Genomic DNA, 13,106 nt, shown 5'->3' with positions numbered 1-13,106 from the left:
GCGTCAAGCGCCCTCCGGGATCGCCACCTGCGGAGCTCAATGGGGGTCTCGATGCGGCCCCGGCGAGCCTCACCGGCCGCCTCCCCAGACGTCAGTCCCCGGGGACGACGACGGCGCGGCCGCGGACCGCCCCCTCGTGCAGCCGGCGGTAGGCCTCGGGCGCCTCGTCCAGCGTGTACTTCTCGACCTCGACGTGCACCGCGCCGGCCCGTGCGAGGTCGAGCACCTCCATCAGCTCCGTCCGCGTGCCCCAGTACGGCGCGCGCACCGACGCCCCCATCGGCGTGGAGAAGAAGCCGGTCGGGAGCAGTCCGCCGCCGATCCCGACGATCTGGATCACGCCGTCCAGAGCCACCGACTTCCGGGCGATCTCCACCGTCGGCGCGGCGCCGACGAAGTCGAACACCGCCTGCGCGCCCACCCCGCCGGTCAGCGACCGGATCGCGCCCACAGCCGCGTCGTCCGACCGAAGCACGGAGTGCGCGCCCACCTCCGACGCCAGCGCCAGCTTCTCCTCGCTGATGTCCAGCGCCACCACGGTCGCGCCGGTGACCGCGCGCAGCACCTGAATGCCGACGTGCCCCAGCCCGCCGGCGCCGATCACCACGGCGGTGCTCCCCGCGGCCAGCTTGTCGAGGCTGGAGACGATCGCGTGGTACGGCGTCAGCCCCGCGTCGGTGAGCGAGACGGCCTCCACCGGGTCGAGGTCGCCGAGCGGGACCAGGTGCCGGACGTCGTCCACGACCATGTACTCGGCCAGCGCGCCCGGCGCGCCCAGCCCGGGCGGCTGGATGCCGAGCGACGCCGCCCGCGGGCAGTAGTTCTCCGCGCCCCGCGCGCACGCGGAGCACAGCCCGCACCCCCAGGGGCCGTAGACGGCGACCGGGTCGCCCACCGCGACGCCGGTGACGCCGTCCCCGAGCGCGTCGACCACCCCGGTGCCCTCGTGCCCGAGCGTCAGCGGTAGCCCGTAGGCGTACTTGTCGGCGGGCAGGTCCATGACGAACCAGTCCGAGTGGCACAGCCCGGCGGCGGTCACCCGCAGCCGGATCTGCCCTGGTCCCGGTTCCGGGGTGGGGACCTCCACCACCTCGGGTCCGCCGCCGATGGTCCGGTACTGCACCGCGCGCATGGGGCGTCCTCTCGTCATGGGACAGGTCGACGCCCTCAGTACCTCAGTGACCGCCCGGTCCCGCACCTCGGCCCTCAGGTCGGGGTGGCGGTCAGGGGGCAGGATGCGGCGGGCAGCCGGACGGAGGGTTCGTGACCGGACCGCTGCTGAGGACGCCTGGACGCACCTTCCCGCCCCTATCCTCACGCGGATGCGACACCTCGATCGCGCGGTCACGGCCTCACGGCGACGTCGGGTGGGGGTGGCCATGGCCGCCGCCGCCGCCGTCGTGGGGGTGAGCACCCTGGTGGTCCTGACGACAGCCGACGACGACCGCTCGACGAGCGCGGCCCCGACTGCTGCGGCGACGAGCGGCGGTGCGACCGCCACGCAGGCCTCGCCGTCGGCTCCGTCCCCCGTCGAGGAGCCGGCGCCGGCCCCGCCGCAAACGGTCACGGGCCTCATCGCGGACCTGACGGCGCGACCGGACGCTGCCGGACCGGCCGGCCCGCTGCTGCGGGACGGGCTGCAGGGTCTCGTGTCGGAGGACGAGGCCGTGCGCCAGCGGTCGGCCCAGCAGGTGCTGCCGATCGTGATCAGTGGTGAAGGGCTCGACCCGCGGTACGCCACCGCGAGCCGGCTGGCCCTGTTCCGCACGATGACCGGCCTGGCGCCGGCGCCCGCAGCGCCGGCCGGATCCCCCACGTGCCTCGAGGTTCGGCAGGGGACGCCTCCCGAGGAGGTGCAGGGATACGCGCGTCAGGTCCTCGACCGGCTGCCGGCCTGGCAGGCCGACGGGTTCCCGGCCGACGAGAGCGCACGCCTGCAGGAGCTGATCACACCCGTGGCGGCGGGGCAGACGACCGTTGAGCTTCGTCCGTGCCCGGGCCAGTGACCCGACCGGGCAGGGACGACCACCGGTCAGAGCTGGTTGCGCCGTGTGACGACCGATGAGTGCGGAGCTCCTGGACGCCGCCGTCCGGACGCCGGAGCAACTGCGCCAGGTCGACGCCAGGCGCCGGCTGGTGGAGCTGGCGACCGTGGTGCGCTGATGTCCGGCCGTTGGGAGGCGACGGTTCGATCTGAGGCCCGCCAAGGGTCGAGGAGTTCGACGGCGGTGCCGACGAGGTCCCAGGTGTTGCGCGTGGCGAGAGAGGCCGTGTGAGCGCGAGAGATGGCGGCGAGCTGTGCGTCGAGGGCGTCGACGGGGCGCCCGTTGCGCTCTCGTGCCGCTGCGTTGTCAGAACGTCAGGCCGTGCCGTTCGACGATGCGCCGCGTCCCGTCCGGGTCGGCGTCGCACTCGTACGGCGCGGCCATCTCGGCGAGCTGTTCGGCCGTCGGCGGTTCCGTGAGCCCGTCCAGCCAGCGGAAGAACTGCTCCAGCCCCGCGGGGGAGATGAGCTCGAGCACCGCGGCCGGCTCGTCTCCGGCGTTCCAGAACGTGTGCCACTGGTCGCGCGGCTTGAACACCAGGTCACCGGGCTCGGCGACCACCTCGTCGTCCCCCAGGACCGCGCCGATGCGCCCGTACAGGACGTAGGTGTACTCGTCCTCCCGGTGGTGGCGGTGCAGCGGGGCGGCCAGCGCCCGGGGCGGGAACAGGTGCTGGACGAGGGCGAACCGGCCGCCGGCGTCCGCGCCGTCGACCATGAACCGGTCTCGGACACCGGCGGGATCCCCCATGGCCACGCCGTCCGCGGCCCTGAGGATGCGCGGTGCAGAGGCGTCCAACGTCTCCTCCTACACGTAGTCGGACCTCCGGAGCCAGGCGAAGGCCGCCCGGCCGGGCAGGATCGGGAGCCAGAATGTGACGAGGCGGTGGAGGAAGACGGCCGGGACGGCGACCGTGTGGTCCATCCCGGCGGCGACGAGCCCCGCGATCGGAGTGGTCTCCAGGCGTCGCGGCTGCCGGCCGTGGGGGCGGCGGCCGCGAGCGGCCCGGGCCGGGGAGACGGCGCCCACGGTCGCCGGGTCCAGGCCCCCGCTGGAGGTCGCGCACACCCGCGGTCCGATCGTTAGCAGCAGAACTCCTGACTGCAGGATCCCCCTGCCGACTCCCGAGGCCGTGGGGGTGCAGGGGAACGCCGCGACCTCGACCTCGCCAGGCATCGCACTCATCCACTGGCGAACACCGTCGTCGCCACCGCACTCGTCTCCATTGCGGTCCTGCGGGGCCGCGGCAGATTCCTCGCGGCGCTGACGAGGCACCGGTATCTGCGAGCCGGGCGACGTCCTCCGTCAAGCGGTGGGTACCGCAGTGCACGCCCGTCGCGCGAGGAGGCGCGGCGTGCCCTGCGGCCACCGGCGACCGGCGACCTGGGGAGGCGCGACATGGTGCGGATCGGCACGTGGAACCTGGAGAACCTGTTCCGACCCGAGGACGAGGACGGTCCCCGGGACCCGGCTGCGTACGAGGCCAAGCTGGCGGCCCTGGCCGGGGTGATCGCGCGGATCCAGCCCGACGTGCTGGCGGTGCAGGAGGTCGGCAACCCCGCTGCCCTCGCCGACCTGGCCGAACGGGCCGGCGGCGAGTGGCACTGCACCACCGCCGGGGTGGAGCCGGGCCAGCGGCCCATCCGGGTCGGCTACCTGTCCCGCCTCCCGTTGACCGACGTCGCGGAGATCACCGCCTTCCCGGAGAAGCTGGACCCGATCCAGGTCGACGACGCGGGCACCCGCCTGGCGGTGATGGGCCGGGCGGCGCTGCGCGCCAGGGTCGCCGTCGGCGGGACACCGATCGACCTGATCACCTGCCATTTGAAGTCCAAGCTGCTGACGTTCCCGCCCGGCCCCGACGGGCGGCCCCGGTTCGACACCCGGGACGAGGGCGAGCGGGCCCGCGCCGCGGTCTACGCGCTGAGCCGGCGCGCCGCCGAGGCCGCCACCGTGCGCGCCGCCGCCACCGACCTGCTCGACGGCCAGGGCCAGGACCGTCGCCTGCTGGTCCTCGGCGACCTCAACGACGTCCCCGAGGCCGCGACCACGCAGATCCTGCAGGGCCCGCCGGGCTCGGAGATCGGCACCGGCGGCTTCGCCCAGCCGGACCGGGGCGATGGCCAGCGGTTGTGGAACCTGGCCGCACGCATCCCCGCAGACCAGCGGTTCAGCCGCCGCTACCGCGGCCGCGGCGAGCTGATCGACCACATCCTGGTCAGCCACGCCCTGGTGCACTCCGTGGCCGACGGCGACGTGCGAACCGACGGAGCCGGCCCCACGCCCTCGATCGAGGACGACCCGAGCCGACGGGAGGACGCACCCGGCTCGGACCACCGCCCCGTCGTCGCCCAGATCGACGTCTGACAGCTGCTCCGCGGCCCCGAGGGGTCCCCGGCCCGGGCGGAGCGGTGGCGCCGCATCCGGGCGAGCGGACACGGCCGGGGTGGGACCGACAACCGGAGGAGGACAGCATGGCCGAGCAGCCGGACACCACCAGGGTGCACGGGGTCATCGCGGCTCTCGATCAGCGGAGCCGGCAGTGGGTGCGCCGCGCGCGGAGGCGCCTGAAGCCGCCGCAGGGCAACGCCGTCGTGCTGGCCGTGTTGCGGTCGCGCGCGCACCGTCTGTTGAGCGCCTCCGCGATCGAACTGCGCTACACCGGGCGGCGCAGTGGGCGGCAGTACGTGCTGCCGGTGCAGTACGCCGGCGCCGGTGACCACCTCGTGGTGTGGCCTCAGCACTGGGAGCGCTCGACGTGGTGGCGCAACTTCCGCACGCCGCAGCCGGTGACCGTGCGCCTCGCCGGTCGACTGCACGAGGGCACCGCGGAAGTGCTGGATCCCGGCGATCTGCAGTGGCGATCGGCCCGGCAGACCTACGCGACGCGCTGGCCGCGGTTCGCGCGGCGCGTCACCGGCCCGCTGGTGGTGATCAGCCTGCGGCCGTGACCACGGTCGGCAGCCACCGCGCGGGTGCTGGGACGACGCCGGCCTGGCCTCGTCGCCCCCCGCGGGCCAGTGGCAGACCACTCCCCAGTGGGGGGCATCCCGGCCCGGATCCTGGTCCGTCGCCCCGACGGCGCGGTGATCCGCTCCCACGGCGGCGGCCGTTGACCGTCGAGGGTGGAGCGAGCACAGTTCATGGCATCGGACACCCGCGCCCGACGCGGCAGGGGAGCACCCCGTTCGGTTGCGCTGCGGAAGACGCGGCCCGGTCATCCCAACTCCTCGAAGTCAGCAGGAGGCGACCAGCGATGGCCAGCATCGAAACGAAGAGCATGGACCACCCTGACGAGACGCGGACCCCGGACAAGACCAGCATGGGCGTCGTCCACCTGGGCGGCGCCACCGTGGGTCGCTTCACCCTCCAGCCGGGGTGGCGGTGGTCGGACTGCATCAAGCCGGTGGTCGGCACGGACTCCTGTCAGGCGGCGCATCTCGGATACGTCGTCTCCGGCACGATCCACATCGCCGCGACCGACGGCGCCGAGGCCGACATCCGCGCGGGTGACGCCTACCGTCTCGAACCGGGCCACGACGCCTGGGTCGTGGGCGATGAACCGTTCGTGGCGTTGGAGTTCGAGAGCAAGACGGCCGACACGTACGCCAAGGGCTGATCTGACGGCTGCGGTCTGCAGCGCTCCGATCCGCACCGGAGCGGCCCCACTGCCACGCTCTCGGTGAGGTGGGCCGCTCCGGTTCCCGGACCGGCATCGGGAGTTCGGCTCCTCTTGCCTCGTCGTCGCCGGCGCGAGCTGTCCGACCCAGCGGCCGGCGGCGCGACGTCAGGCCGCGCCGCTCGACGATGCGCCGAGTTCCCTCCACATGACGACCCGGTTGTGCCCGGTGACGGTGCGGGGCGTGGCGAACAGCCGGGCAGAGGGTTCGCGACCGGCCCGCTGTCGACAGCGCCTGGATGCATACTCCGTCGTCCTATCCTCGGGTGGGTGCGGCAACCCGATCGCGCGGTTCCTGCCTCGCCGCGCCGGCGACGCCGGTGGGTGGTGGCCATAGCTACCGCCGCCGCGGTCCTCGGCGTGAGCAGCGTGGTGGCCCTGGCGACAGCGGACGGCGACCGCCCGACGAGCGCGGCCCCGAGCGCTGCGGCGACGACCAGCGGGGCGACCTCGATGCCGGCGCCGTCGTCGGTTCCGTCCCCCGTCCAGGAGCCGGCGCCGGCCCCGCCGGAGACGGTTGCCGGCCTCATCGCGGACCTGACGGCGCGACCGGAGGCTGCCGGACCGGCCGGTCCGCTGCTGCGGGACGGGCTGCAGGGTCTGGTGTCCGAGGACGAGGGCGTGCGCCAGCTGTCGGCCGTGCAGGTGCTGTCGGTCGTGATCAGTGGTGAGGCGCTCGACCCCCGGTACGCCACGGCGAGCCGGCTGGCCCTGTTCCGCACGATGACCGGTCAGGCACCGGCGCCCGCTCCGCCGGACGGACCCCCTTCGTGCCTCGAGGTCCGGCAGGGGACGCCACCCCCGGTGGTGCAGGGATACGCGCGCCAGATCGTCGACCGGCTCCCCGCCTGGCAGGCCGACGGGTTCCCGGCCGACGAGACCGCCCGCCTGCAGGAGCTGATCACACCCGTGGTGGCGGGGCAGGCGACCCTCGACGTCCGCCCGTGCCCGGGTCAGTGAGCCAGCGGGGCGCGCACGGCTCCACGCACTGCCGAACTCGCCTCATCGGCTCTGTACGCCAGGAGACCTGCGGAGCCGCAGCGGCGAGATGACCGAGCTCATCCGGCGCCAGTGCACCGGGCACCGCCGGCCCGTCGGTTGGCACCGCGAGGCGGCCAGCGCCGGGAAAGACCCTGGTGCCCACATCCACGTCGTGCACCCAGACCCCAGTGCGGCCTGGCTGGAGCTACGGCCACTCAGCGCGTAGCTGCACGTCGTCCACCTCGCACGGTTCCCGGCACCTCGCCGGGCGCTTCAGCCGACGACCGAGACCGGGCACCGCAGGCCCGGTGCGTGGGACAGCCGGCGGTCACCGGTGACGAGGGTGGCCCCGAGGATCTCGGCCAGCGCGACGTAGACCCCGTCGTAGGCGGTGATCGAGTCGCGCAGTTGCAGCGCCCGGTCGAGGAGCAGGTCGTGGCCGTGCCGGATGACGGGCAGGTCGCGCATGGCGGTGACCGCGTCCCGGGCAGCCGTGTCGCCGAGCCGGTCGCTCAATGCGTGTCGGCGGACAGCCGAGAGCACCTCCACATCGAGCAGGTGGGGGGCATGGGCGTCGTCGCCGAGCATCACCTCGCGGGCGTCGTCCCCTCCCTGGCCGGCGGCGAGCAGAGCCGCGACGACCGTCGAGGCATCGACGACGATCACCGGCTGTCGCGCTCGGCCCGGATCCCCTCGACCACCTCGTCCATGGGCAGCGGGATCCGCATCGCCGCCGACCGGGCGAAGACCTCGGCCATCGGTGAGCGCTCGGCGACACGCCGCAGCTCGCGGAGCACGTAGTCGGACAGGGACATCCCCGCCTCGGCCGCGCGACGCCGGAGTTCGGCGTGCAGATCGTCCGGCACGTTCCGGACCTGCAGCATCTTGCTCACCGGACGAGGCTACATGTGATTCGCATGCGGGGAGCTCCTCGGCGCGGGAGGTCTCGGAACGGCGTCGTCCGTGGCAGGGTCCCTGAGGCTCTGCACGCTGCACCACGGGGGAACGTTGCTCCAGCTCTCTCTGCCCGCCGTCCACCCGACGAAGGGCTGACGCCGTGTACCGCGTCGACGGGCGGCTGGTCCTCAGCCCCAGTGACCTGACCCGGCACTCGGAGTGCCACCACCTCACCGCGCTCAACCTGCAGGTCGCCGAGCGCCGCCTCGACCCGCCGGCCGAGGGCGCCACCGACCAGACGGTGCTCGTCGCCGACCTCGGGATCGCGCACGAGCTGCGCTACCTGGAGTCGCTGGAGGAACAGGGGCTCACCGTGGCGCGCCTCCAGGGCAGCCGGAGCGAGGCAGCGACCCGAGAGGCGATGCACGCCGGCGTCGACGTCGTCCACCAGGCGACGCTCTTCGACGGCACCTGGGGCGGCCAGGCCGACTTCCTGCTGAAGACAGCAGGGCCGTCCGACCTCGGCGGCTGGTCCTACGAGATCGCCGACGCCAAGCTCGCCCGCCGCATCAAGGTGCCGGCGCTGCTGCAGATGGCCACCTACGCCGACCGGCTCGCCACCCTGCAGGGCCGCGAACCCGAGCGCATCTGCGTCGTCACCGGCGACGGCGAGACCCGCCCGTGGCGGCTGGTCGACGTCGCCGCCTACGCCCGCCGCGCCCGCGCCCGGCTGCAGACGTTCATCGCCCATCCGACGCCGACCGCGCCCGTTCCCATCGCGCACTGCGACCAGTGCACCTGGGCCCCGCGCTGCACCACCGAGCTGCGCACCAGCGACGACCTCAGCCTCGTCGCCGGCATGCGCCGCGACCACCGCGCCGCCCTCAACGGCGCCGGCATCGCCACGCTGGAGCAGCTCGCCGACGCACCCGACGACGTCCTCAAGGGCACCGGCATCAGCCGGGGGACCCGCGAGCGGCTGCGCGACCAGGCCCGCGAGCAGCTCCGCGGCCGCGCGGCCGGCGTCCCCACCCGCACGCTGCTCACGCCGCAGACCGCCCAGGGGCTCTTGAGACTCCCCGAGCCCAGCCCCGGCGACCTCTACCTCGACTTCGAGGGCGACCCGCTCGCCGGCGACGGCGAGGGGCTGGAGTACCTCGCCGGCCTGGGCGATCGGGCAGGCGACTTCACCGCCCTCTGGGCGCACGACGCCGCCGAGGAGCGGCGCATGGTCGAGGACCTTGTCGACCGCATCGTCGAGGCCTGGCACGCCGACCCCGGCATGCACGTCTACCACTACGCCGCCTACGAGGTCAGCGCGCTCAAGCGGCTCACCGGCCGGTACGGCGTCCGCGAGGCCGAGCTCGACCAGCTGCTGCGCGCCGAGCGGTTCGTCGACCTCTATCCCGTCGTCCGCCAGTCGATGCGGATCAGCAAGGAGTCCTACTCGATCAAGAAGGTCGAGGCCTTCTACGGGCGGGCGCACACCGGCGACGTCGCCGACGCGATGAGCAGCGTCGTCGAGTACGAGAAGTGGCTGATCGACCGCGACCCCGCCCGCCTGCGGTCGATCGAGGACTACAACAAGGACGACGTCGACTCCACCCGCGAGCTGCACGACTGGCTGGAGACCGAGCGGGCCGAGCTGGAGGCGCTGCACGGTCCGCAGCCGCGCCCGGGGGTGGCCGAGCTCGCCGTCCCGGCGCCGCGGTCGGACGCCGAGGTCGCGGAGCTGGCGCTGGTCGAGCAGCTGCAGGACCGCGGCCACGACCTGCTCGGCGACCTGGTGCAGTGGCACCGCCGCGAGGCCCGGCCCGGCTGGTGGGAGTTCTTCAGCCGCGGCGAGCTGGACGACGACCAGCTCGTCGAGGACCGGACGGCGCTCGGCGGGCTGTCCGCCGCGGTCGAGATCGGCACGGAGAAGCGCAGCAAGCTCTACGAGTTCACCTTCCCGCCGCAGGACGCCAAGCTCTCGGTCGGCAAGCCGGCCTTCGACGTCGACAGCCGGGCGCGGATCGGCGAGGTCCGCGCGCTGGACGCGGTCGCCGGGCGGGTGGTCGTGAAGAGCACCAGGGCGCCGGCGGGTCCGCGCGGGCTGGGGCCGGAGGGGCCGCTCGACGACAAGCAGCTGCGCGCCGCGATCGCGGCCACCGCGGACGCCGTACTGGCCGGGGAGTCCTGCCTCGGGCACCGGCTGCTGGACCGCGTCGTCCCCGCGGACACCCGCCGCCTGCCGGGGGAGGAGGCCGGCGACGCCGTCGTCCGGCTCGGCCTGGCCCTGGACGGCGAGGTGCTCGCCGTCCAGGGGCCACCCGGCAGCGGCAAGACGCGGGCGGCGTCCCGGCTGATCCGAGCCCTGCTCGACGCCGGCAAGAAGGTCGGCGTCACGGCGCAGTCCCACGCGGTGATCGGCAACGTGCTGAGCGCCGTCGGCCGGCCGGCGCTGCAGAAGTGCGAGGAGTCCCAGGCGTGCGGGGCACCCGGGGTGGAGTGGTCCCGCGATGCCGGCGGTGTGGCCTCGCGGCTGCTGGACGGCTCGGCGTCGCTCGTCGGCGGGACGTCGTGGTTCTGGTGCCGGGAGGACCTGGCCGAGGCGGTCGACGTCCTGGTGATCGACGAGGCGGGGCAGTTCTCGCTGGCCAACGCGGTCGCCGTCGCGCGGGCGGGCACGTCGCTCGTGCTGCTCGGCGACCCGCAGCAGCTGGCGCAGCCGACGCAGGCCGTGCACCCGGGGGAGTCCGGGCTCTCGGCGCTGGAGCACCTGCTCGACGGGCACCCGACCGTGCCCGAGGACCGCGGCGTGTTCCTCGACCGCACCTACCGGATGCACCCGGCGCTGACCGCGTTCGTGTCCGACCTGGCGTACGAGGGGCGGCTGGAGTCGGCGGCCGGCCGCGAGCGGATCGCGGTGGACGGCTGGGCCAGCGGGCTCGGCGTCCGGTTCGTCGAGCACGCGGAGCCGTCGATGGCGGCGTCCCCGGACGAGGCTGCAGCGGTCGCCGAGCTGTGGCACTCGCTGCAGGGCGTCGGCTGGGTCGATGCCGCGGGGGAGCGGTTCACGATCGGTCCGGACGACGTGCTGGTGGTCGCGCCGTACAACAACCAGGTCGCGCTCATCCGGCGGGCGCTGCCGGACGGCGCGCGGGTCGGCACCGTGGACAAGTTCCAGGGGCAGGAGGCGCCGGTCGTCATCTACTCGATGACGTCGACGTCGGCCGAGGACGCGCCCCGCGGCGTCTCGTTCCTCTACGACCTGCACCGGCTCAACGTCGCGGTCTCGCGCGCCAAGGCGCTGGCGGTCGTGGTGATGAGCGAGGAGCTGCTGGACGCCGCCGTCCGGACGCCGGAGCAGCTGCGCCAGGTCAACGCGTTGTGCCGGCTCGTGGAGATGGCGACCGTTGTCCGCTGACGCTCGGCCGTCACGAGCGACGGCTCGGCTCTCAGGCTTGCCAGGGATCGACGAGCTCGACGCCGGTGCCGACGAAGTCCCGGGTGTTGCGCGTGGCCAACGAGGCAGAGTGCGCGCGACAGATGGCAGCGATCTGTGCGTCCAGGGCGTCGACGGGGCGTCCGCCACGCTCTCGGGCCGCTGCGATGTCGCCGTACAGAGCGGCGGCGGCAGTGTTGAAGGGGAGGACCTGGCCGGGAAAGGCTCCGAGCACCTCGTCGGCGAGCTGCCGCAGCTCGGTGGCACGCCGTCCGTCGGGGAGCCGGGCGAGACCGAAGCGGATCTCGGCCACGGTGATGGCGGTCGTGACAAGGGATCCCCGCGTCTGCTGGCCGAGCCAGGTCACGACCGCCGGGTCCCGGGAGGGGCGCATCAGTTCGGACACGACATTCGTGTCGAGGACGATCACTCGGGGAAGTCCGTTGACCGCGCCGGCGAGCTCCGGGGTGGGATGGGCAGCTCGACGCCCCCCGCACCGCCGAAGCGCTCCAGCAGGGTGGAGAAGAGGTCGGCGGACGACTCGGCGTCGCTGACCGCCGTCGTGAGGATCTCGCGGATCTCCGCCTCCATGGACCTCCCGTTGCGGGCCGCGCGGACCCGCAACCGTTCGCGGACTTCGTCGTCGAGACCTCTGATGCTGATGGCGGCCATGGCTCCCCCTTCTGCTAGCGATGCTAGCAACCAGGTGAACGCGTTGGGACAAAGCGACTCAGGCTCGATTCCGAACGATGGCACTCTGTTCGCCACGGGTGGCTCACCACCGCAGCCGGGCGGTCACTGACGTCGCCGACCATCCGGCGGCGCTACCTGAGCGGCTGACCTCCCGGCGCGGACGTCGTCGCGTGCGGTGGACGGGCTGTGGCGACGCGTCGAGACGGTGGCTTGCGTCCGCTGGTCGTTCTCGTCGTCCTTGCGTCGGAGCTCCGGCGCCCAGGACCCTCGCCACTCGCAGACGTCCAGGGGGAGCGCGACATGAAGTTCGTCGTCACGTGGCGGGAACGGCCGACTGGCTCGGTCGCGGAGTACGAAGCCGCGCAGAAGCGGGTGCTCGAGATCTTCTCCGGGTGGGAGATGCCGGAGAGCCTGACCTTCCACCAGTTCGTCGTCCGCCTCGGCGAGTTCGGCGGGTACGCCGTCGTCGAGACCGACGCGCCGGCCGACCTGGAGTACCTCACCACTGTCTACGCGGGCTTCTCCTTCACCGTCGAGCCGGTGCTGGACGTGATAGACGCCGTCGCCGCCGAGACGCGCGGGATCGAGTACCGGGAGTCTCTGCGGGAGGGGTGACGACGCTCGAACCCTGCCCACGGCGCGGGGCAGGGGGTGACCTCGCGGAGGGCGACACCGTCCGGCTGGGGCTCAGCCCCTGCTCCGACCCTGGGCAGGTGTCCGCGGCCCTGGTCCCCGCCCGCCTCAGAGCCACGCCTCGATCGCGTCCAGCTGCTCGTGGGTGAGCCCGACGAACAGGTCCGGGGCGACCACCAGAACGTGCGGGTGGGCAGCCAGCCAGTCCCCGGTGTCGGCGGCCTGCTCGGCCAGGTCGTCGTCGACCCAGACGATCCGCCGGTCCGGCTCGGCCTCGGCGACCGCGCGGGCGGCGGCCAGCTTCCACCAGCTGGACCGGCCGCCGAACACGCCGGCGAACCCGGTCGGCGCCGCGTCGGCCCGGGCGTGGGTCACCAGCCCGCGGGGCAGGCCCATCGGCTCGGCCAGCAGCCGGTCGGCGTCCGTGGTCCAGGTGGTGAGCCACTGGATCTCCACCCGGCCCGACTCGTGCAGCTCCCGCAGCCGGGCGGTGATCGTCGGGTTCCAGGACAGCACGTACCCGTTGAACGTGCCTCGCTCCCAGCCCTGGGGCAGGTCCACGCGGGCGGCGTTGAGCACCCCGTCGACGTCCAGCAGCAGGATCGGGCGGTCGCTGGTCGAGCTCATGCCCCATCCTGCCGCCGGAGCAGCTGCGGCAGGTGGACGGCGGCGTCGAGTCGGCGACCGTCGCGCAGGCAGGGATGTCGTCCTCTGGCGATGCCGTCGCCCTTCGCGGGAGCCTCCCCATCGA

Annotated in this window: 15 protein-coding genes; 7 read left to right on the top strand and 8 right to left on the bottom strand. The window is 73.8% G+C overall.

The annotated features are described in order from the left end of the window. Window positions 1-91: 91 nt before the first annotated feature. Window positions 92-1,132: an NAD(P)-dependent alcohol dehydrogenase gene (locus tag GOBS_RS18095; protein ID WP_012949716.1), complete on the bottom strand. Its 1,041-nt coding sequence runs from the start codon at window positions 1,130-1,132 to the stop codon at window positions 92-94. Window positions 1,133-1,322: 190 nt separating this feature from the next. On the opposite strand from GOBS_RS18095, the gene GOBS_RS18090 reads away from it, so the two are divergent. Further along, entirely contained in the window at window positions 1,323-2,006 is a 684-nt protein-coding gene (locus tag GOBS_RS18090; protein ID WP_166487449.1) for a hypothetical protein, read from the top strand. Window positions 2,007-2,351: 345 nt separating this feature from the next. Here GOBS_RS18090 and GOBS_RS18085 read toward each other — a convergent pair whose 3' ends face one another. Both GOBS_RS18085 and GOBS_RS18080 read right to left on the bottom strand, forming a co-directional pair. Further along, window positions 2,352-2,843: a cupin domain-containing protein gene (locus GOBS_RS18085; protein ID WP_012949713.1), complete on the bottom strand. Its 492-nt coding sequence runs from the start codon at window positions 2,841-2,843 to the stop codon at window positions 2,352-2,354. Between the two features lie 9 nt (window positions 2,844-2,852). After that, window positions 2,853-3,221 carry a hypothetical protein gene (locus GOBS_RS18080; RefSeq protein ID WP_166487448.1) on the bottom strand — a complete coding sequence of 123 codons (369 nt, stop codon included), beginning with the start codon at window positions 3,219-3,221 and terminating at the stop codon, window positions 2,853-2,855. A 222-nt stretch (window positions 3,222-3,443) separates the two neighbouring features. Here GOBS_RS18080 and GOBS_RS18075 point away from each other — a divergent pair, with 222 nt between their 5' ends. The 4 genes from GOBS_RS18075 to GOBS_RS18060 all read left to right on the top strand — a co-directional run bounded on the left by GOBS_RS18075 (window position 3,444) and on the right by GOBS_RS18060 (window position 6,684). After that, complete coding sequence (locus GOBS_RS18075; protein WP_012949712.1) at window positions 3,444-4,412, top strand: endonuclease/exonuclease/phosphatase family protein; 969 nt, start codon at window positions 3,444-3,446, stop codon at window positions 4,410-4,412. 107 nt (window positions 4,413-4,519) lie between these two features. Further along, the gene (locus tag GOBS_RS25660) at window positions 4,520-4,996 is read left to right on the top strand and encodes a nitroreductase/quinone reductase family protein (protein ID WP_012949711.1); all 477 of its coding nucleotides are present in this window, start codon (window positions 4,520-4,522) and stop codon (window positions 4,994-4,996) included. A gap of 305 nt (window positions 4,997-5,301) precedes the next feature. Beyond that, window positions 5,302-5,664, top strand: a complete 363-nt coding sequence (locus GOBS_RS18065) for a cupin domain-containing protein (RefSeq protein WP_012949710.1) — start codon at window positions 5,302-5,304, stop codon at window positions 5,662-5,664. Window positions 5,665-6,084: 420 nt separating this feature from the next. Further along, window positions 6,085-6,684 (top strand): hypothetical protein, encoded by a 600-nt coding sequence (locus GOBS_RS18060; protein WP_041241567.1) that lies wholly within the window; start codon window positions 6,085-6,087, stop codon window positions 6,682-6,684. 294 nt (window positions 6,685-6,978) lie between these two features. On the opposite strand, the gene GOBS_RS18055 is transcribed toward GOBS_RS18060, so the two are convergent. Further along, entirely contained in the window at window positions 6,979-7,371 is a 393-nt protein-coding gene (locus GOBS_RS18055; protein WP_012949708.1) for a type II toxin-antitoxin system VapC family toxin, read from the bottom strand. Then, on the bottom strand, window positions 7,368-7,589 hold the full coding sequence (locus GOBS_RS18050; protein WP_012949707.1) for a FitA-like ribbon-helix-helix domain-containing protein: 222 nt from the start codon (window positions 7,587-7,589) through the stop codon (window positions 7,368-7,370). Before GOBS_RS18050 ends, GOBS_RS18055 begins: the two co-directional genes overlap by 4 nt. A gap of 173 nt (window positions 7,590-7,762) precedes the next feature. Between GOBS_RS18050 and GOBS_RS18045 the strand changes: the two genes are divergently transcribed. Continuing rightward, the gene (locus GOBS_RS18045) at window positions 7,763-11,011 is read left to right on the top strand and encodes a TM0106 family RecB-like putative nuclease (protein ID WP_012949706.1); all 3,249 of its coding nucleotides are present in this window, start codon (window positions 7,763-7,765) and stop codon (window positions 11,009-11,011) included. A 31-nt stretch (window positions 11,012-11,042) separates the two neighbouring features. Here the strand turns inward: GOBS_RS18045 and GOBS_RS18040 are convergent, their stop codons facing one another. Both GOBS_RS18040 and GOBS_RS18035 read right to left on the bottom strand, forming a co-directional pair. Then, complete coding sequence (locus GOBS_RS18040; protein WP_012949705.1) at window positions 11,043-11,459, bottom strand: type II toxin-antitoxin system VapC family toxin; 417 nt, start codon at window positions 11,457-11,459, stop codon at window positions 11,043-11,045. Next, on the bottom strand, window positions 11,456-11,701 hold the full coding sequence (locus tag GOBS_RS18035; RefSeq protein ID WP_012949704.1) for a FitA-like ribbon-helix-helix domain-containing protein: 246 nt from the start codon (window positions 11,699-11,701) through the stop codon (window positions 11,456-11,458). The genes GOBS_RS18040 and GOBS_RS18035 overlap by 4 nt, the downstream gene beginning before the upstream one ends. A gap of 321 nt (window positions 11,702-12,022) precedes the next feature. Here GOBS_RS18035 and GOBS_RS18030 point away from each other — a divergent pair, with 321 nt between their 5' ends. Further along, on the top strand, window positions 12,023-12,337 hold the full coding sequence (locus GOBS_RS18030; RefSeq protein ID WP_012949703.1) for a DUF3303 domain-containing protein: 315 nt from the start codon (window positions 12,023-12,025) through the stop codon (window positions 12,335-12,337). A gap of 126 nt (window positions 12,338-12,463) precedes the next feature. On the opposite strand, the gene GOBS_RS18025 is transcribed toward GOBS_RS18030, so the two are convergent. After that, on the bottom strand, window positions 12,464-12,982 hold the full coding sequence (locus GOBS_RS18025) for an HAD domain-containing protein (RefSeq protein WP_012949702.1): 519 nt from the start codon (window positions 12,980-12,982) through the stop codon (window positions 12,464-12,466). Window positions 12,983-13,106: the final 124 nt, after the last annotated feature.

This window comes from Geodermatophilus obscurus DSM 43160 (assembly GCF_000025345.1).
Lineage (GTDB): Bacteria > Actinomycetota > Actinomycetes > Mycobacteriales > Geodermatophilaceae > Geodermatophilus > Geodermatophilus obscurus.
This window is presented reverse-complemented; position numbering and strand designations above follow the sequence as displayed.

Bases quoted from the DNA above. Each gene is read 5' to 3' on its own strand.
- GOBS_RS18095 (WP_012949716.1), bottom strand. From the start codon at position 1,132: ATGCGCGCGGTGCAGTACCGGACCATCGGCGGCGGACCCGAGGTGGTG.
- GOBS_RS18090 (WP_166487449.1), top strand. From the start codon at position 1,323: ATGCGACACCTCGATCGCGCGGTCACGGCCTCACGGCGACGTCGGGTG.
- GOBS_RS18080 (WP_166487448.1), bottom strand. From the start codon at position 3,221: ATGCCTGGCGAGGTCGAGGTCGCGGCGTTCCCCTGCACCCCCACGGCC.
- GOBS_RS18075 (WP_012949712.1), top strand. From the start codon at position 3,444: ATGGTGCGGATCGGCACGTGGAACCTGGAGAACCTGTTCCGACCCGAG.
- GOBS_RS25660 (WP_012949711.1), top strand. From the start codon at position 4,520: ATGGCCGAGCAGCCGGACACCACCAGGGTGCACGGGGTCATCGCGGCT.
- GOBS_RS18065 (WP_012949710.1), top strand. From the start codon at position 5,302: ATGGCCAGCATCGAAACGAAGAGCATGGACCACCCTGACGAGACGCGG.
- GOBS_RS18050 (WP_012949707.1), bottom strand. From the start codon at position 7,589: ATGCTGCAGGTCCGGAACGTGCCGGACGATCTGCACGCCGAACTCCGG.
- GOBS_RS18035 (WP_012949704.1), bottom strand. From the start codon at position 11,701: ATGGCCGCCATCAGCATCAGAGGTCTCGACGACGAAGTCCGCGAACGG.
- GOBS_RS18030 (WP_012949703.1), top strand. From the start codon at position 12,023: ATGAAGTTCGTCGTCACGTGGCGGGAACGGCCGACTGGCTCGGTCGCG.
- GOBS_RS18025 (WP_012949702.1), bottom strand. From the start codon at position 12,982: ATGAGCTCGACCAGCGACCGCCCGATCCTGCTGCTGGACGTCGACGGG.